Raw genomic sequence first — 24,089 nt, forward strand, 5'->3', positions numbered from 1 at the left:
GCAGGCATCGCCAAGCTAGAGTGGCGATCTTGCTTGGCAGAGGGGCACACCGGATGGAGGTCGCCAGCCTCGTTCTTCCCGTCTTCGCGATCATCGTCACCGGGTGGCTCGCCGGGGCATCAGGCTATCTCTCACGCTCGCTCGCCGATGCGCTGGTGCATTTCGCCTACAACGTCGCGATGCCCGCGCTGCTGATCGTCACGATCGCGCAGGAGCCGGCTCGCAATCTCCTGGAATGGCGTTTCCTGCTCGCCTTCGGCGGCGGCTCCCTCATCTGCTTCGCGCTGGTCTTCCTGGCGGTCCGCACGGGCGGGCAACGCGACCTCGCCAGCAGCACGATCCACGGCATGGCGGCGGCGATGACCAATACCGGCTTCGTGGCGCTGCCGATCCTGCACGCGATCTACGGCCAGCCCGCCGTTCTGCCGGCCGCGGTGGCGACGGTGTTCGTCGCCGCCGTGATGTTTCCGATCACGGTCATCCTGCTGGAACGGGATGCGCACGGACCTGCGCAGTCGGCCGGCCTGGCGAAGCAGATCCTGCTCAATCCGATGGTGCTGTCGACGCTCATCGGCCTCGTCTGGGCGATCACCGGCCTGCCGATGCCGGCCGCCGTCGCAGGCTATCTGAACATGATCGCCGCGGCGCTCACGCCTTGCGCGCTGTTTGCCATCGGGCTCGGCCTGTCGGTCGACGGCCTGCGATCCAGTCTCGGGACGTCGTTCGGGCTCGCCGCCGTGAAGCTGGTGGTGATGCCGCTGATCGTCTACGGCTTCTGCGTGATATCAGGCCTCAATCCGCTCTACACCGTCGCCGCCGTCATCTGCGCGGCCGTGCCGACGGCGAAGACCGTCTACGTGCTGGCGCACGAGCACAAGGTCGAGGAGAAGCTGGTTGCGGCCACGGTCTCGGTCACGACGATGCTGTCGGTCGCGACCCTGCTGGTCGCGCTCTATCTGCTGTCGGGCCTCGCGACGAGCACGCGCTAGCCGCGTTGGAAGGCCGGGGCATGGCGCAGTCGCGCTGGATCTCACTTGGGATTGGTATTGCTCCAGGTCGGGACCGAATTGGTCACGCCGACCGACGGCCAATTATATGTTCCGATCGATGGCGCCGTGACCGTGCCGACCGTCGATCCTGACGACCCGTAAGTCGGCCTCGGCTGTGTCGCGGTTAAGCCGGAGCTTCCATACGACGGGGCGAGCACGCCCGTGCTGTGGGATCTGTGCGACCTCGACTTTTTCGCTTCCGCCGCAAAGGGCGCCAGGGCCAATCCGGTCGTGACGAGCGCGGCAAAGATGAACCTGGTCGTCGTCATCGCTGATCACCTCATTCGCGGCGGGCCTGTTCTCTCATGTGGTCATCCGCCCGAGAATTCCCATAGGCCCCCGTTCGTAACGCCCTGGAGGTGGAAATGTGCCGGAGCACGACCTGCCCGTGCCCGATGCGCCCGTGATCGAAGCCGACCGTCCCGAAACCGGACCCGCCATTCGCGTTCGCTTAACCCTGTCGGCGGATGGCAGGGTAAACGGACGCCATCCGGATACCTTGCGCAACCTGCCGCAACCATTGCTTACCCTTCCGCCCTCTACCGTCTCAGGTGAGGGGTGGTTCCAGATGACGACGATCGAGTTGCCCGCGGCCTCGCCGCCTCAAGCCGCTGCGCCCGCGCGAGTCCGAATCCTCTGCGTCCTCTTCTTTTTCTCCGGCTTCCCGGCGCTGATCTACACGTGCTGTCATCGCCACAGGAACAACCCGAATCAGGTCTAGCGCGTTCCGCTTACCGCATTTTCGGAACGAACAGCATGACCGGCCCCGAACTGAAGCAACTCCGCGACGACCTCTCCGAAGCCATCGAGCGAAAGCTCACCGCGGCCGACATGGCGAAGCTGTGCGCATTGCCTGAGCCGGGCGGCGCCGACACGATCCGGCGCTGGGAAGTACGTGGCCCGACGCTCGCCGCGACCAAGGTGCTGCGCGTGCTGGCGATGGCGAGCGAGCGCTATCCGATCCTGGAGAAGTTCGACATCTTCGATCGCCATGACGTGCGCGAGGAAGACCGGCCCGCCAAGCGCGCCGCCTTCCGCGCGCAGATGCGCGACGAGGTGCGGCGGCGTCTTGGTTAACGAGACGCGCGCGCGAGTTACCGCAAGCCTCGCGAATTAAACCTTCCTTCACCATTTCTTAAGCCGGCATTAAGCACGAAAATCATTTGCAGCCCAATAAGTTAGGTTGGGCACCGATGTGCCACGGATGTGACAGCATTTTCGTCGAAAGCGAGCTATCTGCAAAACCAACGCGGCGCGGACAGCGCGCCTGCCGGGGACCTTAGTGTTGGAGTTAGGACGATGAAGAAGATTCTGTTTGCAACCGTTGCGCTGCTCGTGGTGGGCGCAGCCGCCCCGGCGATCGGTGCCGATCTCGGCGCCCGCCCCTATTACAACAAGGCGCCGGCCTATGCCGCGCCGATCTACAACTGGACCGGCTTCTATATCGGCGCGCATCTCGGCGGCGCGTTCTCCAGCGACAACAATTTCAGCGGCCTCTCCACCGGCAACAACGGCAACGGCCGCTTCCTCGGCGGCTTGCAGGCTGGTGCAGACTGGCAGTTCCACCCGAACTTCGTGCTCGGCGCCGAGGCCCAGTATTCCTGGCTCTCCGGCAGTGTCGGCGCGGTGTTCCCGGGCGGGACCTACACCAACGACCAGCGCGGCCTCGGCTCGATCACCGGCCGCGTCGGCTACACCTGGGGTCCGGGCTTGGTCTACGTGAAGGGCGGCTACGCCTATTCGGACAACAACGAAAAGGTCACCGTCGGCGGCGTGCCGGCCGCCTTCATCATCGATGGCGATCATCGCAACGGCTACACCGTCGGCGCCGGTCTCGAATACATGTTCGCGCCGAACTGGTCTGCCAAGGCCGAGTACCAGTACTACAATTTCGGCGACGCGCACTTCACTGCGGGTCCGCTGGTCGGCACCGGCAACTTCACCACCGACGACCACACCTTCAAGGCCGGCGTCAACTACCGCTTCAACTGGGCTACCCCGGTCGCCGCGCGCTACTGATCGCGCCTAGAACTTTCGTCGCTATCAAGGGCCGGCAGACTTGCCGGCCCTTCTGTTTTTCGTCCTGCGGAACTGCCAAGCACTTGTGCAACTTGCGATTTTTTAACCCGCACCAAGGATACTCCGCAGCGAAAATACAAGATTACGGGTGTGGGGGAATTTTCGATGGCGATCCGTCTGGGTGTTGGCCGTGTCCTTGGCCGTCTCAAGCCTCGTTTCAAAATGCCGAAATGGGGCCTGCGCGGCAGCCTGTTTGCGGCCTTCGCCGTGATCGCGGGCATGGGCCTCGTCATCGCCGGCGGCGCCGGCTTCGTGTTCAGGCATCTCGGTTCGACCATGATGGATCTGAGCGGCCGCGACATCCCGCGCCTGTCCGCCAGCCTTCAACTCGCCTCGCAGAGCGCGACGCTCGCAGCGCAGGGACCGGGCCTGCTTGCTTCTCCAAGCGACGATGCGTTGAACGAGCGCACCAAGAACGTGAAGGACATCCAGCAGCTGGCGATGGCCAAGCTCGGCGAGATCATCGAGCTCGGCGCCGACCAGCAGACCGCGAGCGCGCTGCGCGACACCGCCAAGAGCATTGACGATGCCACGCAGAGCCTGGTCTCCGCGGCCCGCGAACGGCTCGACACCGGCGCGCTGCACGAGAAGCAGTATGAAGCGCTGCGCAAGGCGCAGATCGCGTTCGTCGGCGCCGCCGGCCCTGCGATGCTGGACGCACAGACGCGCCTGAACGCGATCCTCGGTTCGGCCGAAGTGTCGGCCGATGATGCCACCGAAGCCGCCCGCACCGTCGCCCAGATCTCGACGATCTCCGCCAATGGCAATCTGATGGCCGCCGACATGATGGCGGCACTCTCGGCCAACGGCAGCGACACGCTGGAGGCGATCGAGAAGGAATTCAAGACGACCCGCGACCGCGTCAAGTCCAACCTCGAGGACCTCCCGAACTTTACCTCGATGCAGGCGGTGCGCGACTCCGTTCAGAAGCTGTTTGTCTTCGGCGAGGGCAAGACCGGCGTGTTCAAGATCCGCCAGAAGGAGCTCGACTCCATCGACTATGGCCAGACCATCCTGGACGAGACCCGCAAGCTCAACGTCGGCCTCGGCATCAGCGTGCAGGCGCTCGTCGACGGCGTGCAGAAGGAGACCGATGCGTCGACCTTCCAGGCGCGCCAGGAAATCTCGCTCGCCACGACCGCAATGCTGGGCCTGGGCGGCCTGATGCTGATCGGCTCGGCCCTGTTCGTCTGGCTCTATGTCGGCCGCAACATCCTGCGCCGCATCCGCGAGCTCCAGCGCGCCATGCAGCTGCTCTCGGCCGGCGACCTCGACACCGAGATCGTCCGCTCGCGCCAGAACGACGAGATCGGCGCGATGAAGGAAACGCTGACGGTGTTCCGCGACAGCATGATCGAGGCCCGTGCGCTGGCAGGCGAGCAGGACAAGGATCGTGTCGCCAAGGCCGAGCGTGCCGCTCACATGGAAGCGAAGATTGCGGAGTTCGAGGGCACGGTGCGCACCGCGCTCGACAATCTCGCCCAGTCGGCCAATTCGATGCAGTCGACCGCGCAGAGCATGTCGACCACCGCGGACCAGTCCAACGTGCTGGTGAACGCGGTCGCCTCCGCCGCGGAGGAGACCTCGGTCAACGTGCAGACCGTGTCCTCGGGCACCGAGCAGCTGTCGTCCTCGATCGAGGAGATCAGCAAGCAGGTCGTCACTTCGGCTGCGATCGCCAAGAAGGCGGTCGATGAGGCCGGCGCCACCGATACGACGGTGCAGAGCCTTGCCGACAGTGCAAGCCGCATCAGCGTCGTGGTCGACCTGATCCAGACGATTGCCTCGCAAACCAATCTGCTCGCGCTCAACGCCACCATCGAGGCGGCGCGTGCGGGCGAAGCCGGCCGCGGCTTTGCGGTGGTCGCGTCCGAGGTGAAGAGCCTTGCGAGCCAGACCGCGAAGGCGACGGAGGAGATCCGCACCCAGATCGCCAGCATGCAGCAGGTCACGACCTCGGCTGTCGGCGCCATCCAGGGCATCGGCCGGATCATCGGCGAGATCAACGACGTCACCACGACCATTGCGGCTGCGGTCGAGGAACAGGGCGCGGCCACCCGCGAGATCGCCCGCAACATCCAGCATGCGGCCGGCGGCACCAGCGAGGTCTCCAGCAACATCGTCGGCGTCTCCACGGCTTCGGCCGAAGCCGGCGCTGCGGCGAGCGAGGTGCTCGGCGCCTCCGATGCGCTCCGCCGCGAGGCCGACATGCTGCGCGGAGAGATCGACGCGTTCCTCAACAACATGCGGGCGGCGTAAGCCGCTCTCCCGCGGCCCGGATCGAGTAATCCGGGCTGCGGAAAACCGCCCGGAATGACCGCTATGCGGGCTCGCCGCGCGTCCTTTTTCGGCTGGCGCGGCGCCCGCGGTGGGTTTAAGCGGGTAGCATGAACGCAAAAACCGACACCGTGCAGTCCTCGGCCGAGGCCCTGCGCTATCCCTGGGACCAGCATCCCGGCCCCGAAGAGGTCGTGGAGGTGCGGCCCGGCGTGTTGTGGGCGCGGCTGAAGCTGCCGTTCCGCCTCAACCACGTGAACATCTACCTGCTCGCCGACGGCGACGGCTACGCGATGGTCGATGCCGGCTTCGGCAACGAGGAGACGATCGAGGCCTGGACCAGGCTGTTCGAAGGGCCGCTGAAGGGCGTCAACATCACGCGCCTGATCGTCACGCATTCGCACCCCGACCATGTCGGTCTCGCCGGCTGGATCGTCGAGCGGTTCAAATGCCCGCTGGTGATGTCGCAGGTCGAATATCTGCAATCGGTCTATCACCAGAACCGCGGCACCGAGGAGCGGCGCGAGGCGCAGCGGCTGTTCTTCCGCCGCCACGGCATGGACGAGTCGCTCACCGAAAAGCTGCTTGGCCGCGGCCAGGATTATCTCAAGCGCGTCTCGGTGCTGCCGCCGTCCTACCGCCGCATCTCGCATGGCGACGAGGTCGTGATCGGCACGCGCCGCTTCAAGGTGATCACCGGCGGCGGACATGCGCTCGACCAGGTGATGCTGTATTGCGCCGACGACAAGCTGTTCCTCTCCGCCGACCAGGTGCTGAGCAAGATCTCGCCCAACGTCAGCGTGTGGGCGGTCGAGCCCGACCAGAATTCGCTCGGCGAATATCTGGCATCGCTCGCGAGCCTCACCACCACACTGCCGTATGATTTGCTGGTGCTGCCGGGCCACGGCGTGCCGTTCTACGGGTTGAAGACCCGCATCAAGCAGCTCGCCGACCATCACGAGGAGCGCTGCCGCCTGATCGCGGAAGCCTGCCGCGAGGTGCCGCAGACCTCGCGCGCGCTGGTGCCTGTCGTCTTCAACAAGCACGTGCTCGACGAGCACCAGATGGGCTTTGCCGCCGGCGAGCTCGTCGCCCACGTCAACTACATGATCGTCGAGGGCCGCCTGACGTCCGAGACGAAGGACGGCGTGCTGCAGTTCAGGACGACGTGAGCGCAAAGGCCGGCGGGACTGGCCTCGCATCGATGGTGCAGAGCAGCATAATAAGTCGCGTGGACTTGATCGGGATCAACTTTCAATTCGCACGATAGGGCATTTTGCCCAAATGCCCCTCACGGCCAAATGTGGGATAGCGCATAGACATTGGAGCTGGAAAAGCTCTAAGGATATCGCGCCCTTTTGGTCAGTTCCGTCTCAGGTTGCACCGATGGATTACGCTGAATTCTTCAATTCCGCCCTCGATCGCCTCCACACCGAGCGCCGCTATCGCGTGTTCGCCGATCTGGAGCGCACGGCCGGCCGGTTCCCGCACGCGGTCTGGCACTCGCCGAAGGGCAAGCGCGACGTCGTGATCTGGTGCTCCAACGATTACCTCGGCATGGGCCAGCACCCCAAGGTGGTCGGCGCCATGGTCGAGACAGCGACCCGCGTCGGCACCGGCGCAGGCGGCACCCGCAACATCGCCGGCACGCATCATCCGCTGGTGCAGCTCGAGGCCGAGCTCGCCGACCTCCACGGCAAGGAAGCCGCACTGCTGTTCACCTCGGGCTACGTCTCGAACCAGACCGGCATCGCGACCATCGCCAAGCTCATCCCGAACTGCCTGATCCTGTCGGACGAGCTCAACCACAATTCGATGATCGAGGGCATCCGCCAGTCCGGCTGCGAGCGCGTCGTGTTCCGCCACAACGATCTGGCCGATCTCGAAGCGAAGTTGAAGGAAGCAGGTCCGAACCGGCCGAAGCTGATCGCCTGCGAGAGCCTCTATTCCATGGACGGCGACGTCGCACCGCTCGCCAGGATCTGCGATCTCGCTGAAAAATACAATGCGATGACCTATGTCGACGAGGTCCATGCCGTCGGCATGTACGGCCCGCGCGGGGGCGGCATCGCCGAGCGTGACGGCGTCATGCATCGCATCGACATTCTCGAGGGCACGCTGGCGAAGGCGTTCGGCTGCCTCGGCGGCTACATTGCCGGCAACGGCCATATCATCGACGCGGTGCGTTCCTACGCGCCGGGCTTCATCTTCACCACCGCGCTGCCGCCGGCGATCTGCTCGGCCGCGACCGCCGCGATCAAGCATCTGAAGACCTCGAGCTGGGAGCGCGAGCGTCACCAGGACCGCGCCGCCCGCACCAAGGCGATCCTCAACGCCGCCGGCCTGCCTGTCATGTCGAACGACACCCACATCGTGCCGCTGTTCGTCGGCGATCCCGAGAAGTGCAAGCAGGCCTCGGATATGCTGCTCGAGGAGCACGACATCTACATCCAGCCGATCAACTATCCGACCGTCGCCAAGGGCACCGAGCGCCTGCGCATCACGCCCTCGCCCTATCACGACGACGGCCTGATCGATCAGCTCGCCGAAGCGCTGTTGCAGGTCTGGGACCGCCTCGGCCTGCCCTTGCGCGAGAAGTCGCTGGCGGCGGAGTGATCTGCCATCCCTGGTGAAAGCCAGGACGACGTTGGGGTCCGCACCTTAACGACAACCCCAGTTCCCGCCTGCGCCTGGCATTTCGCTGTCGCCTCCACCCGGCCAACGCGCTAGATTTGCTGGGAAAATGACAGCGGGCGAGGCCCGCGCCTTCGGAAGACGGGCGCTGCCGCGCCATGGGAGAAGCACGCTCGCCATGATGCACGATTGGGGCGTGATCGCCGCCGCCTTCGGCTATATCGGCTTTCTGTTCCTGGTGGCGAGCCATGGCGACCGCCGCTCGCCGGCCCGACACGGCCGCGCGGCCGGGCTGATCTATCCGCTGTCGCTGGCGATCTACTGCACGTCCTGGACCTTCTTCGGCTCGGTCGGCTTCGCCACCCGCACCTCGACCGACTTCCTCGCGATCTATGTCGGCCCGATCCTGATGATCGGGCTCGGCGCCGGCGTGCTCCGCCGCGTGATCCAGCTTGCCAAGGCGCACAACATCACCTCGATCGCCGATTTCATCGGCGCGCGCTACGGCAAGAGCCAGGCGGTGGCGGCAACGGTGGCGCTGATCGCGATCATCGGCTCGGTGCCCTACATCGCGCTCCAGCTCAAGGCCGTCGCCTCCTCGCTCGAGGTCATCCTGAGCGAGGACCAGGCGTTCTCCCACATCCCGATCCTCGGCGACATTGCGCTGATGGTGACGCTGGCGATGGCGGCCTTCGCGGTGCTGTTCGGCACGCGGCAGACCGATGCCACCGAGCACCAGCACGGCCTGATGCTCGCGGTCGCGACCGAGTCCATCATCAAGCTGACGGCCTTCCTCACCGTCGGCATCTTCGTCACCTTCTGGATGTTCTCGCCGCACGAATTGATCGAGCGCGCGATGAAGACGCCGGAAGCGGTGCGCGCCATCGACTATTCGCCGTCGATCGGCAACTTCCTGACCATGACGCTGCTGTCGCTGTGCGCGATCATGCTGTTGCCGCGGCAGTTTCACGTCAGCGTCGTGGAGAATTCCTCGGACGCCGAGGTCAGCCGGGCACGCTGGATGTTCCCGCTGTATCTCGTCGCCATCAATTTGTTCGTGATCCCGATCTCGCTCGCCGGCCTCATCACGTTCCCGTTCGGCGCGGTCGATCCCGACATGTACGTGCTGGCCCTGCCGATGGAGGGCGGTGCCGGACTTCTCAGCGTCGCCGTCTTCGTCGGCGGCCTGTCGGCGGCGACCGCGATGGTGATCGTCGAATGCGTCGCGCTCTCCATCATGGTCTCGAACGATCTCGTGGTGCCGCTGGTGCTGCAGCGACGGCCCGAGAGGCGCAGTGGAACCACCGACTTCGGCGACTTCCTGCTGCGCTCGCGGCGGCTTGCCATCTTCGCCATCATGGTGATGGCCTATTTCTACTATCGCGCGCTCGGCAACACCCAGCTCGCGGCGATCGGCCTGTTGTCCTTTGCCGCCATCGCCCAGCTCGCGCCGAGCTTCTTCGGCGGACTGCTGTGGCGGCGCGCAACCGCGCGCGGCGCCATCGGCGGCATGCTGGTCGGCTTCGCGGTGTGGCTCTACACGCTGTTCATACCGAGCTTCATGGATTCCTCGACGGCAGGGATCCTGCTGCTCCAGCATGGCCCGTTCGGGATCGAGGCGCTGCGGCCGCAGGCGCTGTTCGGCGCCGACCTGCCGCCGCTGATGCACGGCGTCGTCTGGTCGCTCTCGCTCAACGTCCTCACTTACGTGCTGCTGTCGCTGGCGCGGCAGCCCTCGTCCATCGAGCTGGTGCAGGCCGATCTGTTCGTGCCCAACACGCTCGCCCCGATCGCCCCGAACTTCCGCCGCTGGCGCACCACCATCACGGTGCACGACATCCAGACCACGGTCGCGCAATATCTCGGGCCCGATCGCGCCCGGCATTCGTTCGAGGCGTTCTCGGCCCGGCGCAACATGCGGCTGGAATCCGGAGCGCCGGCCGATTTCGAGCTGCTGCAGCACGCCGAGCACCTGATCGCCTCGTCGATCGGGGCGGCCTCCTCGCGCCTCGTGATGTCGCTGCTGCTGCGCAAGCGCACGGTCTCCGCGAAGGCCGCGCTGAAGCTGCTCGACGATTCCCATGCCGCGCTGCATTTCAACCGCGAGATTCTCCAGACCGCGCTCAACCATGTGCGCCAGGGCATCGCGGTATTCGACGCCGATCTGCAGCTGATCTGCTCCAACCGGCAGTTCGGCGACCTGCTCAACGTACCCCCGCATTTCATCCAGTTCGGCACGCCGCTGCGCGAGATCCTGGAATTCATGGGCGTGAGCGATCCCGCCGGAAAGAGTGACCGCGAGGCGATGATCGAGCAGCGGCTCGTGGCCTACACCACCGACAGCGAGCCCTATCTCGAACGCCTGCCGGAGCGGCACATGGTGATCGAGGTGCTCACCAACCGCATGCCCGGCGGCGGCTTCGTCATCACCTTCACCGACGTGACGCCGACCTTCGAGGCGGCGGAAGCGCTGGAGCGCGCCAACGCGACGCTGGAAAAGCGCGTGCGCGACCGCACCGAGGAACTGACCCGGCTGAACTCGGAGCTGGCGCTGGCCAAGAGCAGCGCGGAGGACGCCAGCATCTCCAAGACGCGCTTCCTTGCGGCCGCCAGCCACGACATTCTCCAGCCGCTCAACGCGGCGCGGCTCTACGTCACGAGTCTCGTCGAACGCCAGCACAATGGCGAGGAGACGCGGCTGGTCGAGAACATCGACGAATCGCTGCAGGCGATCGAGGAAATCCTCGGTGCGCTGCTCGACATCTCCCGGCTCGATGCCGGCGCGATGGCAACCTCGATCTCGAGCTTCAAGATGGCCGATCTGATGCGCTCGCTGGAGATCGAGTTCGCGCCGATCGCGCGCGCCAAGGGCCTCGATCTCACCTTCGTGCCCTGCTCGCTGCCGGTCGAGTCGGACCGGCTGCTGCTGCGACGGCTGCTGCAGAACCTGATCTCCAACGCGATCAAGTACACGCCGCGCGGGCGCGTGCTGGTCGGCTGCCGCCGGCACGGGGCGGCGCTCGGGATCTGCGTCTACGACACCGGCGTCGGCATCCCCGCGGTCAAGCGCGGCGAGATCTTCAAGGAATTCCACCGCCTCGAACAGGGCGCGCGGATCGCGCGCGGGCTGGGTCTGGGGCTCTCGATCGTCGAGCGGCTGGCGCGGGTGCTCAAACATGACATCGCCATCGACGCCAATGCCGGCGGCGGCTCGCTGTTCTCCGTGACGGTCCCGACCGCGAAGGCCGTGACGCTGACCGCGGCGGTGACCAGTGCAACGCCGCTGGCGCGCACCTCGATCACCGGCGCGCTGATCGTCTGCATCGAGAACGACGCCGCGATCCTCGACGGCATGCGGACGCTGCTCAAGGCCTGGGACGCCGAGGTGATCGCGGTCACCGACCCCGAAGGCGCGATATCGGCGATCGAAGCCGCCGGCCGTCGCGTGACCGGGCTGCTCGTCGACTATCACCTCGATCGCGGCAACGGTATCGCTGCCATCCGCGAGATTCGCCGCCGCTTCGGCGACGATATCCCCGCGATCCTGATTACCGCCGATCGCAGCCCCGCCGTGCAAACGGCTGCCCGCGACGAGAAGATCGCCGTGCTGAACAAGCCGGTGAAGCCGGCTTCGCTGCGCGCCCTGCTCGGACAATGGCGGACGCAGCAGATGGTGGCGGCGGAATAGCAAGCCGCCGCCGGGAATTCTCAGGCGCCCCCGTCGGCATCGATGACGGCCTTGGCAAAGGCCTGCGGCGCCTCCTGCGGCAGGTTGTGACCGATGCCGCCCGTGACCAGGCGATGGTCGTAGCGGCCGGAGAACTTCTTGGCGTAGGCGCCGGGATCGGGGTGCGGCGCGCCGTTGGCATCGCCTTCCATCGTGATCGCTGGCACGCTGATGATCGGAGCAGCCGCGAGCTTGTTTTCGATGTCCTCGTACTTCGCCTCGCCCTTGGCGAGCCCGAGCCGCCAGCGGTAATTGTGGATCGAGATCGCGACGTGATCCTTGTTCTCGAAGGCCTTCGCACTGCGATCGAAGGTGGCGTCGTCGAACTTCCACTGCGGCGAAGCCAGCTTCCAGATCAGCTTGGCGAAATCATGCGTGTACTTCTCGTAGCCGGCGCGGCCGCGCTCGGTCGCGAAGTAGAACTGATACCACCATTGCAGTTCGGCCGCCGGCGGCAGCGGCGCACTTCCCGCAGCCTGGCTGGAGATCAGATAGCCGCTGACCGACACCAGCGCGCGGCAGCGCTCCGGCCACAGCGCCGCGATGATATCGGCGGTGCGCGCGCCCCAGTCGAAACCGGCAACAACGGCCTTCTTGATCTCGAGCGCATCCATCAGCGCGACGATGTCGACGGCCAGCGCCGCCGGCTCCCCGTTGCGCAGCGTCTCGCCGGAGAGGAAGTTCGTCGAGCCGTAACCGCGCAAATAGGGGATGATGACGCGATAGCCGGACTGCGCCAGGATCGGCGCGACGTCGACGAAGCTGTGAATGTCGTAGGGCCAGCCGTGGAGCAGGATCGCGACCGGGCCGGTCGCGGGGCCGGCTTCGGCGTAACCGACATCGAGCACGCCGGCCTTGATCTGCTTGATCGTGCCGAAGGAGGCCTTCGTCGCCGGGGATGCCGAGGCTGCGGCTTCGGCGTGCGCGAGGTCGATCGAACCAAGGCCGACGGTGGCGACCCCGGCGGCGATGCCGAGGAAGCGGCGGCGATGCTGGTCGATAATCTGTTTCATCTCTTGGTGCCTTGTTGATGATCGTCCGAGTCGTCAGGTCAGATCGACACAGGCGTGGCTCGGTTGGGCTCTTCGTGCCGTCACGCAGCTGACTATCAGCGCCTGCCCTGAAAGGCTCGTTTGGACTTGTGAGAAGTTGTGAGGCCGGCATGGCATCCGCTTGCGGGGATCTGCAAGCAGGGCTTGCTTAGGGCTTCTGGAACCCGGATCAACGCACTCTCCTGTGAGATTGACGGGCCATGGCCTTCAAGAACTCGTCATTGCGGGAGTATGAGGACGCAGCCTCGCTGTTTCAGTTCGCTACTTGCAGACATACCTTCGCCTTCCCGCGGCGCGTTTCGCCCGGGGTTTGCTGTTCGCGTCACGCCCTCAAAACAAAGGGCGCAGGGAAGGCCGGGTGCCGGCCGGCACCCACGGTCCGCTGTGCGCATGTAGCGCAAAAAGAACTGCACAGCGGCATACAGGTGTGGCCGAACACACGGCCTTCCCTGCGCGATGGTTGGACGGCTTATGCCGTGCTCTCCCGGGAGCCGAATTCCTTCTGGCCTCCCTCGCCCGACGGAAGTCACCGGCACCGCGCCGGTTGGCGCAATGCCGCATCCGCAAGGCTTGACCGTAGCGACGACGGCCGGGACCACACGGTTTTGCCGTACGCAAGCGACCCTGCTTCGCCAAGAGGCTTCGCAAGACATCGAGCGCCGTTCGTACAACGCGGCTTGCGAGACGCTCACGGGGTTCGGCTCAATCCATCGCCCCGCCCTGCGACCCGCATCCGCGACGGCGCTGCCCGCGTCCACCGCGACCCGATCCGCGGCTCGTGACGACGTACGACCGCCCCTTTTCGCCGGATCAGGATGGGCGACACATACGACAAAACCGAATTTCGGTAAAGTAGAATATTTTGGCGCAGGCCGATTGACCTACCCGCTGCTGTTTTGCCCGACGAGGCTGGGCAAGAACGGGATTTTTTGAGAGTTGATGTAGGATTCGTCTTATGGCGAATCGCACATTTAAGACCGGCGAGAGCCGGGAGCAACCCAGTCTTCTGCCAGCGCGGATTGAGGACTATGTCGGGCCGGACAATCCGGTGCGAGCGATCGATGGCTTCGTTTGCGCGCTCGATCTTGCAAAGCTTGGCTTCGGCCACGCGGATCGTGGCGCGGAAGAAGTCGGGCAGCCGCCGTACGATCCTGCCGATCTGCTGAAGCTCTATCTTTACGGCTACATCAACCAGGTCAGGTCGTCGCGCCGGCTAGAGCGGGAAGCTGGCCGCAATCTGGAGCTGATCTGGCTGCTGAAGGGACTGAAGCCGGGTTATCGGACGATTGCCAACTTCCGCAAGGAGAACTGGAAGGCGCTGAAGGCCACGAACCGGAGCTTCGTGCTGCTGGCTCGGGAGCTTGGGCTTGTCGGCGGCACGATCGTAGCGATTGATGGTTCCCTGTTCCAGGGCGACGCCAGCAAGGCTTCCATCTTCACGCGCAGGCGGCTTGGCGAGCAGATCGCAAGGCTGGACCAGGAGATCGAGGCTTACCGCAAGTCTCTTGAAGACAATGATGCAACAGAGGCCAAGAAGCCGGGGACGGATCGCGCGGGCGGTGATGGCCGAGGAGATGGCGGCGATATCGGTGCGAAGGTCGCGGCGTTGATGGCGAAGCGTTCGCGTGCCGAGGCCGATGTGGCTCGGCTGGAAGAGAGTGGCGAGACACAAATGTCGCTGACGGATCCGGATGCCCGGCTTCTGGTCAAGAACGGTCAGGGCATTGCAGGCTACAATGTGCAGACCGCGGTTGACGACAAGCACAAGCTCATTGTCGCGAGTGAGGTGGTCAACGACAGCAGTGATGTTCGACAGCTCTCTGCGATGGCCAAGGCGGCCAAAGAGGCCCTTGGAGCCGAGACACTGCAGGCGCTGGCCGATGAGGGCTATTACAGCAGTGTCGAACTGAAGGCCTGCGAGGACGAGGGCATCATCGCCTATGTGCCGCTGCCCGAAGCTAACGCGCGGCTCGAGAAGCAAGGCCGCTTCGCGCTCAAGGACTTCAACTATGACGGCGCAATCGACGCCTACCGCTGTCCCGCGGGCCAGCTGCTGCATCCGTTCAAGAGCAGGCAAAAGAACGTCAGTGGCCGCGTCGAGATCCGCTACGCGGCCCGCGGAGTGACCTGCAGGAGCTGCCCGCTCAAGGTCCGCTGTCTCTCACCAACCACCACCTACCGCACCATTGGTCGCTGGGAGCATGAAGATGTTCTCGAACGCCACCGCGCACGGATGCAGGGCGCGGGCGAGCTGATGCGCCGTCGTTCGGGGATTGTCGAGCATCCGTTTGGCACGCTCAAATGCCGTGCCGGCTATCGTCATTTTCTGGTCCGCGGCTTCGACAAGGTCCGCGGCGAATGGAGCCTGATGGCGCTCTGCTACAATTTCACCCGTGCGCTCAACATCCTTGGATTTGACGGGTTCCTGGCTGCGCTCGCAAAGACGCTTGTCATTTGCCGAGGTATCCTCGCAGCCCTCCTGCAGCACATCCAGGTCACTCCAGAGGCACTTTGGACCAATATCCGGCCGCCGCTCCCAATTGGCCGCTTCGTTCCAGTCTGAAGCCGCCAACGCCCAATTCTTGCCCAGCCTCGACGAACAGCCCAAGAGCTTGGGGTGAGCGTGCTCATGGAATCGATTCCTTGAAGACCGCGCAATTGATGTTCGGCGCGCTCGCCCAGCGCGCGCCAAGGCTTTTGCGCCCAGCCCGCCACAGAACCGGGGCGAAGCGTCGGGCGGAGTTCGCCCCCCGGACCGCTCAACCTGGAACTAGACGCCATAAGCGGGTGTTTTGCCGCTCATCGTCGCAACGAGTGCGGCCAGCGCCCCGGCGTCGAGCATGACAGGTCGTTTCCGCGATCGAGATCACGGGCGCGCGGTGTGCGTGTCGATGCCGAGAAAGATGCGGCGATAGCGGGCCGAACGGGTTGCGCTTCGCGCTCGCGCGCATCAGCGCCTTACCCGGCCGGGGTGCCCTGCTTCCACTGGCTGCCGGCGATCTTCGCGGCGGCGATCACGGCCTGGGTGCGGCTCTCGACGCCGAGCTTTTGCAGGATCGCCGAGACATGCGCCTTGATGGTCGCCTCGGAGACGCCGAGCTCGTAGGCGATCTGCTTGTTGAGCAGTCCCTCCGACAGCATCATCAGCACCCGCACCTGCTGCGGCGTCAGCGTGACCAGGCGGTCGCGCAGCTTGGTCATGTCGGGGTCGGAAGCGGCCGTCAGGTCGGTGTCGGCAGGAACCCAGACATCCCCCTCCATCACCTTGAGGATGGCGTCGCGCAGCGTCTCGACCCCGAACCGCTTCGGGATGAAGCCGGAGGCGCCGAAATCGAGCGAGCGGCGGATCGTGGCGCTGTCGTCGGAGGCCGAGACGATCACGACCGGGATCGCGGGATATTGCGCGCGCAGATAGATCAGGCCGGAGAAGCCGGAGATGCCGGGCATCGAGAGGTCGAGCAGGACCAGATCGACGTCGGAGGTTTGTTCCAGGAGCCTTGTCAGGTCCTCGAACGATCCGGCCTCGTCGATCTTCGCCGTGCTGAGGACGCCCGCCACCGCTTGCCGCAGTGCATCGCGGAACAACGGGTGGTCATCGGCAATGACGAGATGGGTGGAAGGAGCGTTCATCGATCTCTTGCTGTCGTTCACGTCAGCGCCAGTAATCCGGACCGGCGCAATGGTCAATTCTTTCCCGGCCGGCCGTGGCATGCAAGGGCACAATATTCCTTTGCCGGAAAGGGGTTAATCCGCAGCCCGTGTGCCGGGTGCTGCACTATACACCCACATCGTCAGTTGCGTGTCAGGGCGCCCGGCCGAAAGTCGTATTGGGGCGGGTTTCACGCCGATGTTACTTTGAGGCAAGACCTCGGTTGATCCGGCATGCCCGGACAGCCGGGACGTGAGGAAACGAGCTTCGGGGAGCGCATTCACGATGTCCACAATGGCTGCAACGTCGGCAAGATCGACCGGCATGACGAAGGATGAGCGGTTCGTCATCCTCGCATCGTCACTCGGCACTGTCTTCGAATGGTACGACTTCTATCTCTACGGATCGCTGGCCCCGATTATCGGCGCGCAGTTCTTCTCGGCCTATCCGCCGGCGACCCGCGACATCTTCGCATTGCTGGCCTTTGCCGCAGGCTTCCTGGTTCGCCCCTTCGGCGCAATCGTCTTCGGCCGCATCGGCGACATCGTCGGCCGCAAATATACCTTCCTCGTGACCATCCTGATCATGGGTCTGTCGACCTTCATCGTCGGCCTGCTGCCCAGTGCGGCAACCATCGGCTTTGCCGCTCCGGTGATCCTGATCGCGTTGCGCCTGTTGCAGGGCCTGGCCCTCGGTGGGGAGTATGGCGGTGCTGCGACCTACGTCGCCGAGCATGCCCCGCACGGCAAGCGCGGCTACTACACCTCCTTCATCCAGACCACGGCGACCATGGGCCTGTTCCTGTCGCTGCTGGTGATCCTGTTCACCCGCACCGCGACCGGCGAGCCGGACTTCGCGGCCTGGGGCTGGCGCATCCCGTTCCTGGTTTCGGTGCTGCTGCTCGGCGTGTCGGTGTGGATCCGGTTGCGCCTCAATGAATCGCCGATCTTCCAGAAGATGAAGGAAGAGGGCAAGAGCTCGAAGGCGCCGCTGACGGAAGCTTTCGCCAACTGGCAGAACGGCAAGCTCGTGCTGCTGGCGCTGCTCGGCGGCACCATGGGCCAGGGCGTGGTCTGGTACACCGGCCAGTTCTATGCACTGTTCTTCCTGCAATCGATCCTCAAGGTCGACGGCTATACCGCCAACCTGCTGATCGCGTGGTCACTGCTGTTCGGCACCGGCTTCTTCGTCGTGTTCGGCGTGCTGTCCGACAGGATAGGCCGCAAGCCGATCATCCTCGGCGGCTGCTTGATCGCGGCGCTGACCTTCTTCCCGATCTTCAAGATGATCTCCAGCAACGCCAACCCCGCGCTGGAAAAGGCGATCGAGGCCACGAAGGTCGAGGTGGTGGCCGATCCCGCGGGCTGCGGCGACCTGTTCAATCCGGTCGGCACCCGTGTCTTCACCGCGCCTTGCGACACTGCCCGCGCCTTCCTCGCCGCCTCGTCGGTCAAGTACTCGACGAGCGCCGGCGCGGCCGGCTCGGGCGTAAAGGTCATGATCAACGGCAAGGACATCGCCTATCCCGACGCGAAGGCGGGCAACCCGGCGATCACGGCTGCGATCGCGGCGGCGGGCTATCCCAAGGCGGGCGACCCCGGCATCGTGAAGATGTCCAACCCGTTCGACATCTTCCGTCCGCAGGTTGCCGCAATCATCGGCCTGCTCTTCGTCCTGGTGATCTTCGTCACCATGGTGTACGGCCCGATCGCGGCGATGCTGGTCGAACTGTTCCCGACCCGCATCCGCTACACCTCGATGTCGCTGCCCTACCACATCGGCAACGGCTGGTTCGGCGGCCTGCTGCCGGCGACCGCGTTCGCGATCGTGGCCTCGACCGGCGATATCTACGCCGGCCTTTGGTACCCGGTCGTGTTCGCCGTCATCACGGCGGTGGTCGGCTTCCTGTTCCTGCCGGAAACCAAGGACGTCGATATCCAGTCGACCTGATTGCGCGCTGGCCGGCACGAGGCCGGCAGCATCCAAACGAACCGGCCGCGGCCTCCGCGGCCGGTTTTGTTTTGCCGTCTACTGATTGCTGCCGATGAATTGCAGCACGACCTCGCGCCGGTGCGGACGCGCGCGGTGCTCGACCAGGTAGACCGCCTGCCAGGTGCCGAGCGCGAGCCTGCCGCCCAGCACCGGCACGTGCAGCGAGGTCTGCGTCAGCATCGTCTTGATGTGCGCGGGCATGTCGTCGGGCCCTTCGGTGTCGTGCGTCCACGGCACATTCTCCGGCGCCAGCCGCGACAGCGCGGTGGCGAGATCGACCAGCACGGAAGGGTCGGCGTTTTCCTGGATGGTCAGCGACGCCGAGGTGTGGCGAATGAACAGCGTCAATGCGCCTTCGCCGGCGCGCGCCTCATTGATGAACTTCGCGACGTCGCCGGTGAGATCGGTGAATCCGCAACCGGGCGTCTGCACCGTCAAGAGCGACGAGACGATCTTGGTGGCTTGCACCGACGATGGCGCGGAGCGAGTGACGGACTTGGTCGACGTCATGAAAGGTCCCTCGTCGAGTCGTCCTGCCGAAAGCCAGGGCGACAAAATTCAAATCTTCCCCGACACGTCCTTCTGCACGCGATTGGCCATGTCGATGAGCCGGCGCCAGGCCTTTTCCAGGAACGACATCACGCGGTCCATGTCCTGGTCGCTCGGCAGCGGAATCTCGAACTTGCGCTCGCCCTCGGCGACCTTTGGTTCCTTTGCCTGCGGCTCGGACTTCTTCAGGGAATCGGACTTCGGCAGCGCCTCGTCGATCTTGCCCGAGACGGTCGGCCCGGCGGCGAGCTGCCCCTTCAATTTCTCGACCTCGGACTGGAGACGGCCGATCTCGGCATCGAGCGCCGAGCGCTCGTCGGGCACGGCGTAGCAGGCCCAGCCGGCGTCGTTCTTGGTGCAGGTCGAGACCGTGCCGGTGCGGGTGTCGAGCCGCAGCACGCCTTCGGGGATCGGCGTCATGCTGTAGCGGCCGTTTTCGCCGTCGGGCGCCGATTGCGCGGCAACCAGGCCGCCGCCGACGGTCGTCACCACGACGATCGCGGCCGCAAGCCATGATGTTGTGGATGATTTCGCAGGTCTCATCGCGCTCTCCGCCACGCCGCGCAGGTGGCCCATCGAAGGATTCTACACCCCGGCGGGCCATGGCGCATCGCCAACACCCGCGAATCCGCCGTCAAAAACCGCATCCGCGAAATCAACATTGGCGGCCATCGCTTTGATCCAACCAGAGCGGCGAAATATCGGCCATATCGGCAGATCGCGCGGAGAGCTGCTGCGGTGCGGCGTCACGCTGTGTGCAGCGCTGGCGCGCAAGGCAATATCATGAATAAAATCAAATATATAAACGAACACGACGCGATCGTGACTTGGCTTGACTTGATTATGTGCGGTCAGTATGGTCCGCGCGGCTTTTGAGGGTGGCGGGCGTAATTTCCATTCAACCGCAGCGTTTCGGGTCTTCGTGGCATGGCTCAAGACACGGGACACGGCGAGAATGGAGATCGCGATAGATCGCCTGAGGAAGCTGCGCTTTCCGAACGGCTCGGAAGTCTTGATAAGCGGTTGTCCGAATTTCGCGATCGCCACATCAAGACCGAGCAACCCGCAGGTGACGGTGGAGACGGAGCGGCCAGAGCCTCGGCGATGGCGCTTGGTTTTCGGTTATCCTCCGAGTTGGTCGCCGGTGTCGCTGTCGGAGCGGGGATTGGCTGGGGTTTCGACCGCTTGCTGTCGACGTCGCCCTTCGGATTCATCGTGTTCCTGCTGCTGGGCTTCGTGGCCGGCGTGGTGAACGTGGTGAGATCGGCGGGCGCGGGTCAGAACAGGCGCGGTGGTTCTTAAGGCCGATCCGACACGAGGAGAGGAATGTCGCGCCGGCTTCGCCGGTGCGGGCCGGCCCGGCCGGCAGACCGAGACCCGCCGGCGTTGCCCGGCAGACCAAGAGATGCCGCGCCGATGAAAATCGATCCGATCCACCAGTTCAACATCGAGCCTCTCTTCACGATCGGCCATATCGGCCATCAAACGATCGCCTTCACCAATTCGTCGCTCTACATGCTGGTGGCCGTCGCCATCATCTCGATCCTGATGCTGGCGAGCGGCACGCAGCTGGTTCCCGGGCGCCTCCAGTCGGTCGCCGAGATCTCCTACGAATTCGTCGCCTCGACCATCCGTTCGACGGCCGGCTCGGAAGGCATGAAGTTCTTCCCGCTGATCTTCTCGCTGTTCATGTTCATCTGCGTCTCGAACCTGGTCGGCGTCATTCCCTACACCTTCACGATCTCGAGCCATTTGATCGTCACCGTGGGGCTGGCGCTGCTGGTCTTCTTCACCGTGCTGATCTACGGCGTCGCCAAGAACGGCCTGAAATTCTTCTCGATTTTCGTTCCCCACGGCGTCCCCGGCTACATCCTGCCGCTGGTCATGTTCATCGAGATCCTGTCGTTCTTCCTGCGGCCGGTCTCGCACAGCATTCGTCTGTTCGCCAACATGCTGGCCGGCCACATCGCGCTGAAGGTGTTCGCGGGCTTCGTCGCCATGCTCGGCTTCTCGCTCGGCGCCATCGGCTGGGTCGGCGGCGTGCTGCCGCTGGCGCTCACCATCGCGCTGTACGCCCTCGAGATCCTGGTCGCGTTCCTGCAAGCCTATGTGTTTGCGATCCTGACCTGCATCTACCTCAACGACGCCATTCATCCGGGACACTAAGCGGTCCGGGGAATTTCCACCCAAAACCCAATCTTTCTTCCAAGGAGTCTAAAATGGATCCGACAGCAGCAAAACTTATCGGCGCGGGCATCGCATGCATCGGCATGGGCGGCGCGGGCGTCGGCGTCGGCGTGATCTTCGGCAACTACCTCGCCGCGGCCGTCCGCAACCCGTCGGCCGCTCAGGGCCAGTTCGGCAACCTGATCTTCGGCTTCGCCGTGACCGAAGCGCTCGGCATCTTCTCGCTGCTGATCGCGCTGCTTCTGCTGTTCGTTTTCTGAAGAACGACTTCTTATCGCGCCGCTTCATCCGAAGCGGCGCGTGACAGCAACAGGAGTACTCCATGGCCGAGAGTCATGGCGGGGCGAAGGGTCCGGCGACCGACGCTCACACTGAAGCCGATGGCGGTCATCACAGCGGCGGTTTTCCGCCGTTCGAGAGCAGCACCTTCGCTTCGCAGCTGGTGTCGCTCGCGATCTTCTTCGTCTTGCTCTACGTGATCGTGTCCAAGCTCGCTCTGCCGAAGGTCGGCGGTGCGATCGAGGCGCGTCAGAACAAGATCGAGGGTGACCTCGCCGAGGCGCAGACGCTGAAGGACCAGTCCGACGCGGCGCTGAAGGCCTATGAGGGCGAGCTCGCTTCGGCGCGTTCGCGCGCACAGGCGATCGGCAACGAATCCCGCGACAAGGCGAATGCGCAGGCGGAAGCCGAGCGCAAGGCCCTGGAAGAGCAGCTGGCGGCCAAGCTCGCCGAGGCGGAGAAGACCATCGCCTCGACCCGCACGGCCGCCATGAGCAACGTCCGCGGCATCGCGGCCGATGCGGCAGGCACCATCGTGCAGCAGCTCACCGGCGTCGTTCCGGATGCGGCATCGGTCAATGCCGCCGTTGATGCGTCCTTGAAGGGTTAGTCGATATGTTCTTCGATCCTGAAACCTGGGTCGCCGTCGCCTTCGTGATCCTGATGGTCGTGTTCGGCTATCTCGGGATCTTCAAGTCGGCGATGACGGCGCTCGACCACCGCGCCAACCGCATCAAGGCCGAGCTCGACGACGCGACACGCCTGAAGCAGGAGGCCGCCAAGGTGCTCGCCGACTACAAGGCGCGCAGCGCCTCCGCCGAACGCGAGGCCGCCGACATCATCGCCAACGCCAAGTCCGAAGCCGAGCGCATCGCGACCGAGGCCAAGGCGAAGATGGAAGACTTCGTCGCCCGCCGGACCAAGACCGCGGAGAGCAAGATCGCGCTCGCCGAGGCCCAGGCGCTGGCCGATGTCCGCGCCGCAGCCGCGGAAGCCGCCGTCCAGGCCGCTTCCACGATCCTGTCGCAGTCGGTCAAGGGCCAGGTCGCCGACGACCTGCTCGCCAAGGGCATCACCGAGGTTCGCCAGAAGCTGAACTGAGGGCAGACGCCTCCCCGATCAAAAAGCCGGCGCTGATAGCGCCGGCTTTTTTTGTTGGGGACGCTGGGCCGGCGAAGCTGCAGCGAAGACGGCAAGCCGGAGCATGACGACCGAGCTCGTTGCTACTTCCTCTTCCGCGCCTTCGGCTCGGGACCGAGCGCCTGCGGGTCGAAACCGACGTAGAAGATGTAGGAATCGGCGACTGCGGCCGACGGCACCGGATAGGACAGGTCCTCGGCGACGAAGGTGAAGGGCACGCTGCCGTTGTCCGACATCGCAACCGTGGTCCGGTAGGCCTTTGAGGCGATCACCTTCTCGCCGACGCCGCCCTGCACAACGGCAACGCGCAGCGGCACCTCGACCGTGGGAGGCGCGCCGGCGGGGCCTGCGATGACGCGGCCCTGGATGCCGATGCGCGCGGTGATCTCGCCGCCATTGCGGGCGCATTCCCGCGCCATTTTGGTGATCGAGGCCTGGAAACGCACGTCGTTGCCGACGGCCGGCTTGCCGGTCGCGCCGACCCCGTAGGTGGACGCACCGGCGCGCACCGTGACCTGCGGGCACTCGATATCGTCATCGGCGGCCGGCTGGCCTGGCGCAGGCGCCGGCTTGGGCTGGGCAGGCTGCTCGTCGGATTTGCCGCCGAACAGGCTCTTGAAGCGGTCGGTCAAGGACTGCGCCGCGACCGGCGAGATGGTCGCGAACGAGACCGACAGCGCCAGCGCGATCACCGGGCCCCGCCGCAGCGCATTCCGCAATGATCGAAGCTCATTCATGAACGCCAGTACTCCATGACAACATTCCCGGCCGATCGCCGGCTCGTGCGGGTTATATCGCCAAAATCGGCGATCCCAAGGCGATAAAACAAGACAGGAAAAGGGTGAACCCGGCGTACGCGCGAGCTCCGCTCAGCCGCGAAAATCCTCATGCAGCATGCCGAACAGCAGATGGTCCTGCCAGACCCCGTTGATGCAGAGATAGCGGCGCGCCAGGCCCTCGCGGGAGAAGCCGCATTTCTCCAGCACCCGGATCGACGGCGCATTGGTGGGGATGCAGGCGGCCTCGACCCGGTGCAGGTTGAGCTCGCCGAACAGCGTCGGCAGCAGCACCCGCAGCGCCGCCGTCATGTAGCCGCGATGGGCGTGGGGCTGTCCGACCCAATAGCCGATGGTGCCGGCCTGGACGATGCCGCGCCGGACATTGGCCAGGGTGATGCCGCCGACCATGGCGCCGTCGAGCTCGCGGAAGATCAGGAAGGGATAGGAACGGTCCGCGGCGATATCCTCGGAATAGCGGCGCAGGCGGCGGCGGAAGCCGGACCGGGTCAGATCGTCCGACGGCCAGATCGGCTCCCAGGGCGTCAAATAATCGCGGCTGCTCTCGCGCAGATGCGCCCACTGCAAGAAGTCCGACATCTGCGGCGCGCGCAGCAGCAGGCCGTTGCCGCGGGGGGCGAGAGCAGCAGGTCCACTGGATGGCAGTCGAAACAGGGCCATGGTGATGCTTCCCGGGAC

23 protein-coding genes are annotated in these 24,089 nt (G+C 65.0%); 15 read left to right on the forward strand and 8 right to left on the reverse strand.

Annotated features, from left to right (window positions below; translation table 11 throughout):
- The first annotated feature begins 53 nt into the window (after nucleotides 1-53).
- On the forward strand, nucleotides 54-989 hold the full coding sequence (locus XH90_RS32520; RefSeq protein ID WP_194478308.1) for an AEC family transporter: 936 nt from the start codon (nucleotides 54-56) through the stop codon (nucleotides 987-989).
- A gap of 41 nt (nucleotides 990-1,030) precedes the next feature.
- Here the strand turns inward: XH90_RS32520 and XH90_RS32525 are convergent, their stop codons facing one another.
- Nucleotides 1,031-1,318: a hypothetical protein gene (locus XH90_RS32525; protein WP_194478309.1), complete on the reverse strand. Its 288-nt coding sequence runs from the start codon at nucleotides 1,316-1,318 to the stop codon at nucleotides 1,031-1,033.
- A 98-nt stretch (nucleotides 1,319-1,416) separates the two neighbouring features.
- Between XH90_RS32525 and XH90_RS32530 the strand changes: the two genes are divergently transcribed.
- From XH90_RS32530 to XH90_RS32560, 7 genes are all read left to right on the forward strand, one after another.
- Entirely contained in the window at nucleotides 1,417-1,770 is a 354-nt protein-coding gene (locus XH90_RS32530) for a hypothetical protein (RefSeq protein WP_194478310.1), read from the forward strand.
- A gap of 35 nt (nucleotides 1,771-1,805) precedes the next feature.
- Complete coding sequence (locus XH90_RS32535) at nucleotides 1,806-2,126, forward strand: hypothetical protein (protein ID WP_194478311.1); 321 nt, start codon at nucleotides 1,806-1,808, stop codon at nucleotides 2,124-2,126.
- 222 nt (nucleotides 2,127-2,348) lie between these two features.
- Nucleotides 2,349-3,068: an outer membrane protein gene (locus tag XH90_RS32540; RefSeq protein ID WP_194478312.1), complete on the forward strand. Its 720-nt coding sequence runs from the start codon at nucleotides 2,349-2,351 to the stop codon at nucleotides 3,066-3,068.
- 165 nt (nucleotides 3,069-3,233) lie between these two features.
- Nucleotides 3,234-5,387: a methyl-accepting chemotaxis protein gene (locus tag XH90_RS32545; RefSeq protein ID WP_194478313.1), complete on the forward strand. Its 2,154-nt coding sequence runs from the start codon at nucleotides 3,234-3,236 to the stop codon at nucleotides 5,385-5,387.
- 128 nt (nucleotides 5,388-5,515) lie between these two features.
- Nucleotides 5,516-6,577, forward strand: coding sequence for an MBL fold metallo-hydrolase (locus XH90_RS32550; RefSeq protein WP_194478314.1), 1,062 nt, complete (start codon nucleotides 5,516-5,518; stop codon nucleotides 6,575-6,577).
- A gap of 214 nt (nucleotides 6,578-6,791) precedes the next feature.
- The gene (gene hemA, locus XH90_RS32555) at nucleotides 6,792-8,021 is read left to right on the forward strand and encodes a 5-aminolevulinate synthase (RefSeq protein ID WP_194478315.1); all 1,230 of its coding nucleotides are present in this window, start codon (nucleotides 6,792-6,794) and stop codon (nucleotides 8,019-8,021) included.
- Between the two features lie 196 nt (nucleotides 8,022-8,217).
- Nucleotides 8,218-11,727, forward strand: a complete 3,510-nt coding sequence (locus XH90_RS32560) for a PAS domain-containing hybrid sensor histidine kinase/response regulator (protein WP_194478316.1) — start codon at nucleotides 8,218-8,220, stop codon at nucleotides 11,725-11,727.
- 20 nt (nucleotides 11,728-11,747) lie between these two features.
- Here the strand turns inward: XH90_RS32560 and XH90_RS32565 are convergent, their stop codons facing one another.
- Nucleotides 11,748-12,779, reverse strand: coding sequence for an alpha/beta fold hydrolase (locus tag XH90_RS32565; RefSeq protein ID WP_194478317.1), 1,032 nt, complete (start codon nucleotides 12,777-12,779; stop codon nucleotides 11,748-11,750).
- 994 nt (nucleotides 12,780-13,773) lie between these two features.
- Here XH90_RS32565 and XH90_RS32570 point away from each other — a divergent pair.
- Nucleotides 13,774-15,381: an IS1182 family transposase gene (locus XH90_RS32570; RefSeq protein ID WP_194475735.1), complete on the forward strand. Its 1,608-nt coding sequence runs from the start codon at nucleotides 13,774-13,776 to the stop codon at nucleotides 15,379-15,381.
- Nucleotides 15,382-15,776: 395 nt separating this feature from the next.
- Here the strand turns inward: XH90_RS32570 and XH90_RS32575 are convergent, their stop codons facing one another.
- Nucleotides 15,777-16,448 (reverse strand): response regulator transcription factor, encoded by a 672-nt coding sequence (locus tag XH90_RS32575; RefSeq protein ID WP_194478318.1) that lies wholly within the window; start codon nucleotides 16,446-16,448, stop codon nucleotides 15,777-15,779.
- A gap of 343 nt (nucleotides 16,449-16,791) precedes the next feature.
- Here XH90_RS32575 and XH90_RS32580 point away from each other — a divergent pair, with 343 nt between their 5' ends.
- Nucleotides 16,792-18,417 (forward strand): MFS transporter, encoded by a 1,626-nt coding sequence (locus XH90_RS32580; protein WP_194482885.1) that lies wholly within the window; start codon nucleotides 16,792-16,794, stop codon nucleotides 18,415-18,417.
- Nucleotides 18,418-18,495: 78 nt separating this feature from the next.
- Here XH90_RS32580 and XH90_RS32585 read toward each other — a convergent pair whose 3' ends face one another.
- The 3 genes from XH90_RS32585 to XH90_RS32595 are packed head-to-tail and all read right to left on the reverse strand — an operon-like array spanning nucleotide 18,496 to nucleotide 20,055.
- Entirely contained in the window at nucleotides 18,496-18,969 is a 474-nt protein-coding gene (locus XH90_RS32585; protein ID WP_194478319.1) for a secondary thiamine-phosphate synthase enzyme YjbQ, read from the reverse strand.
- 48 nt (nucleotides 18,970-19,017) lie between these two features.
- The gene (locus XH90_RS32590) at nucleotides 19,018-19,551 is read right to left on the reverse strand and encodes a hypothetical protein (RefSeq protein ID WP_194478320.1); all 534 of its coding nucleotides are present in this window, start codon (nucleotides 19,549-19,551) and stop codon (nucleotides 19,018-19,020) included.
- Between the two features lie 42 nt (nucleotides 19,552-19,593).
- Nucleotides 19,594-20,055, reverse strand: coding sequence for a hypothetical protein (locus XH90_RS32595; RefSeq protein ID WP_194482913.1), 462 nt, complete (start codon nucleotides 20,053-20,055; stop codon nucleotides 19,594-19,596).
- On the opposite strand from XH90_RS32595, the gene XH90_RS32600 reads away from it, so the two are divergent.
- From XH90_RS32600 to XH90_RS32620, 5 genes are all read left to right on the forward strand, one after another.
- Nucleotides 19,936-20,310 (forward strand): AtpZ/AtpI family protein, encoded by a 375-nt coding sequence (locus XH90_RS32600; RefSeq protein ID WP_194478321.1) that lies wholly within the window; start codon nucleotides 19,936-19,938, stop codon nucleotides 20,308-20,310. The two genes, XH90_RS32595 and XH90_RS32600, sit on opposite strands and share 120 nt — an antisense overlap.
- A gap of 114 nt (nucleotides 20,311-20,424) precedes the next feature.
- Complete coding sequence (locus XH90_RS32605) at nucleotides 20,425-21,174, forward strand: F0F1 ATP synthase subunit A (RefSeq protein ID WP_194478322.1); 750 nt, start codon at nucleotides 20,425-20,427, stop codon at nucleotides 21,172-21,174.
- Between the two features lie 53 nt (nucleotides 21,175-21,227).
- Nucleotides 21,228-21,455 (forward strand): F0F1 ATP synthase subunit C, encoded by a 228-nt coding sequence (locus tag XH90_RS32610; RefSeq protein ID WP_092238250.1) that lies wholly within the window; start codon nucleotides 21,228-21,230, stop codon nucleotides 21,453-21,455.
- A gap of 62 nt (nucleotides 21,456-21,517) precedes the next feature.
- The gene (locus tag XH90_RS32615) at nucleotides 21,518-22,084 is read left to right on the forward strand and encodes a F0F1 ATP synthase subunit B (protein ID WP_194478323.1); all 567 of its coding nucleotides are present in this window, start codon (nucleotides 21,518-21,520) and stop codon (nucleotides 22,082-22,084) included.
- 5 nt (nucleotides 22,085-22,089) lie between these two features.
- Complete coding sequence (locus tag XH90_RS32620) at nucleotides 22,090-22,575, forward strand: ATP F0F1 synthase subunit B (RefSeq protein WP_194478324.1); 486 nt, start codon at nucleotides 22,090-22,092, stop codon at nucleotides 22,573-22,575.
- A gap of 122 nt (nucleotides 22,576-22,697) precedes the next feature.
- Here XH90_RS32620 and XH90_RS32625 read toward each other — a convergent pair whose 3' ends face one another.
- Nucleotides 22,698-23,351: a hypothetical protein gene (locus tag XH90_RS32625; RefSeq protein WP_194478325.1), complete on the reverse strand. Its 654-nt coding sequence runs from the start codon at nucleotides 23,349-23,351 to the stop codon at nucleotides 22,698-22,700.
- 132 nt (nucleotides 23,352-23,483) lie between these two features.
- Nucleotides 23,484-24,071, reverse strand: coding sequence for a GNAT family N-acetyltransferase (locus XH90_RS32630; RefSeq protein WP_194478326.1), 588 nt, complete (start codon nucleotides 24,069-24,071; stop codon nucleotides 23,484-23,486).
- Between the last annotated feature and the right edge of the window lie 18 nt (nucleotides 24,072-24,089).

The organism is Bradyrhizobium sp. CCBAU 53338 (assembly GCF_015291665.1).
Taxonomy (GTDB): Bacteria; Pseudomonadota; Alphaproteobacteria; order Rhizobiales; family Xanthobacteraceae; genus Bradyrhizobium.

Coding starts and splice junctions, on each gene's coding strand:
- XH90_RS32520 (WP_194478308.1), top strand. CDS start 54: ATGGAGGTCGCCAGCCTCGTTCTTCCCGTCTTCGCGATCATCGTCACC.
- XH90_RS32525 (WP_194478309.1), bottom strand. CDS start 1,318: ATGACGACGACCAGGTTCATCTTTGCCGCGCTCGTCACGACCGGATTG.
- XH90_RS32535 (WP_194478311.1), top strand. CDS start 1,806: ATGACCGGCCCCGAACTGAAGCAACTCCGCGACGACCTCTCCGAAGCC.
- XH90_RS32540 (WP_194478312.1), top strand. CDS start 2,349: ATGAAGAAGATTCTGTTTGCAACCGTTGCGCTGCTCGTGGTGGGCGCA.
- XH90_RS32545 (WP_194478313.1), top strand. CDS start 3,234: ATGGCGATCCGTCTGGGTGTTGGCCGTGTCCTTGGCCGTCTCAAGCCT.
- XH90_RS32550 (WP_194478314.1), top strand. CDS start 5,516: ATGAACGCAAAAACCGACACCGTGCAGTCCTCGGCCGAGGCCCTGCGC.
- hemA (WP_194478315.1), top strand. CDS start 6,792: ATGGATTACGCTGAATTCTTCAATTCCGCCCTCGATCGCCTCCACACC.
- XH90_RS32560 (WP_194478316.1), top strand. CDS start 8,218: ATGATGCACGATTGGGGCGTGATCGCCGCCGCCTTCGGCTATATCGGC.
- XH90_RS32565 (WP_194478317.1), bottom strand. CDS start 12,779: ATGAAACAGATTATCGACCAGCATCGCCGCCGCTTCCTCGGCATCGCC.
- XH90_RS32570 (WP_194475735.1), top strand. CDS start 13,774: ATGGCGAATCGCACATTTAAGACCGGCGAGAGCCGGGAGCAACCCAGT.
- XH90_RS32575 (WP_194478318.1), bottom strand. CDS start 16,448: ATGAACGCTCCTTCCACCCATCTCGTCATTGCCGATGACCACCCGTTG.
- XH90_RS32580 (WP_194482885.1), top strand. CDS start 16,792: ATGACGAAGGATGAGCGGTTCGTCATCCTCGCATCGTCACTCGGCACT.
- XH90_RS32585 (WP_194478319.1), bottom strand. CDS start 18,969: ATGACGTCGACCAAGTCCGTCACTCGCTCCGCGCCATCGTCGGTGCAA.
- XH90_RS32590 (WP_194478320.1), bottom strand. CDS start 19,551: ATGAGACCTGCGAAATCATCCACAACATCATGGCTTGCGGCCGCGATC.
- XH90_RS32600 (WP_194478321.1), top strand. CDS start 19,936: ATGGCTCAAGACACGGGACACGGCGAGAATGGAGATCGCGATAGATCG.
- XH90_RS32605 (WP_194478322.1), top strand. CDS start 20,425: ATGAAAATCGATCCGATCCACCAGTTCAACATCGAGCCTCTCTTCACG.
- XH90_RS32610 (WP_092238250.1), top strand. CDS start 21,228: ATGGATCCGACAGCAGCAAAACTTATCGGCGCGGGCATCGCATGCATC.
- XH90_RS32615 (WP_194478323.1), top strand. CDS start 21,518: ATGGCCGAGAGTCATGGCGGGGCGAAGGGTCCGGCGACCGACGCTCAC.
- XH90_RS32620 (WP_194478324.1), top strand. CDS start 22,090: ATGTTCTTCGATCCTGAAACCTGGGTCGCCGTCGCCTTCGTGATCCTG.
- XH90_RS32625 (WP_194478325.1), bottom strand. CDS start 23,351: ATGAATGAGCTTCGATCATTGCGGAATGCGCTGCGGCGGGGCCCGGTG.
- XH90_RS32630 (WP_194478326.1), bottom strand. CDS start 24,071: ATGGCCCTGTTTCGACTGCCATCCAGTGGACCTGCTGCTCTCGCCCCC.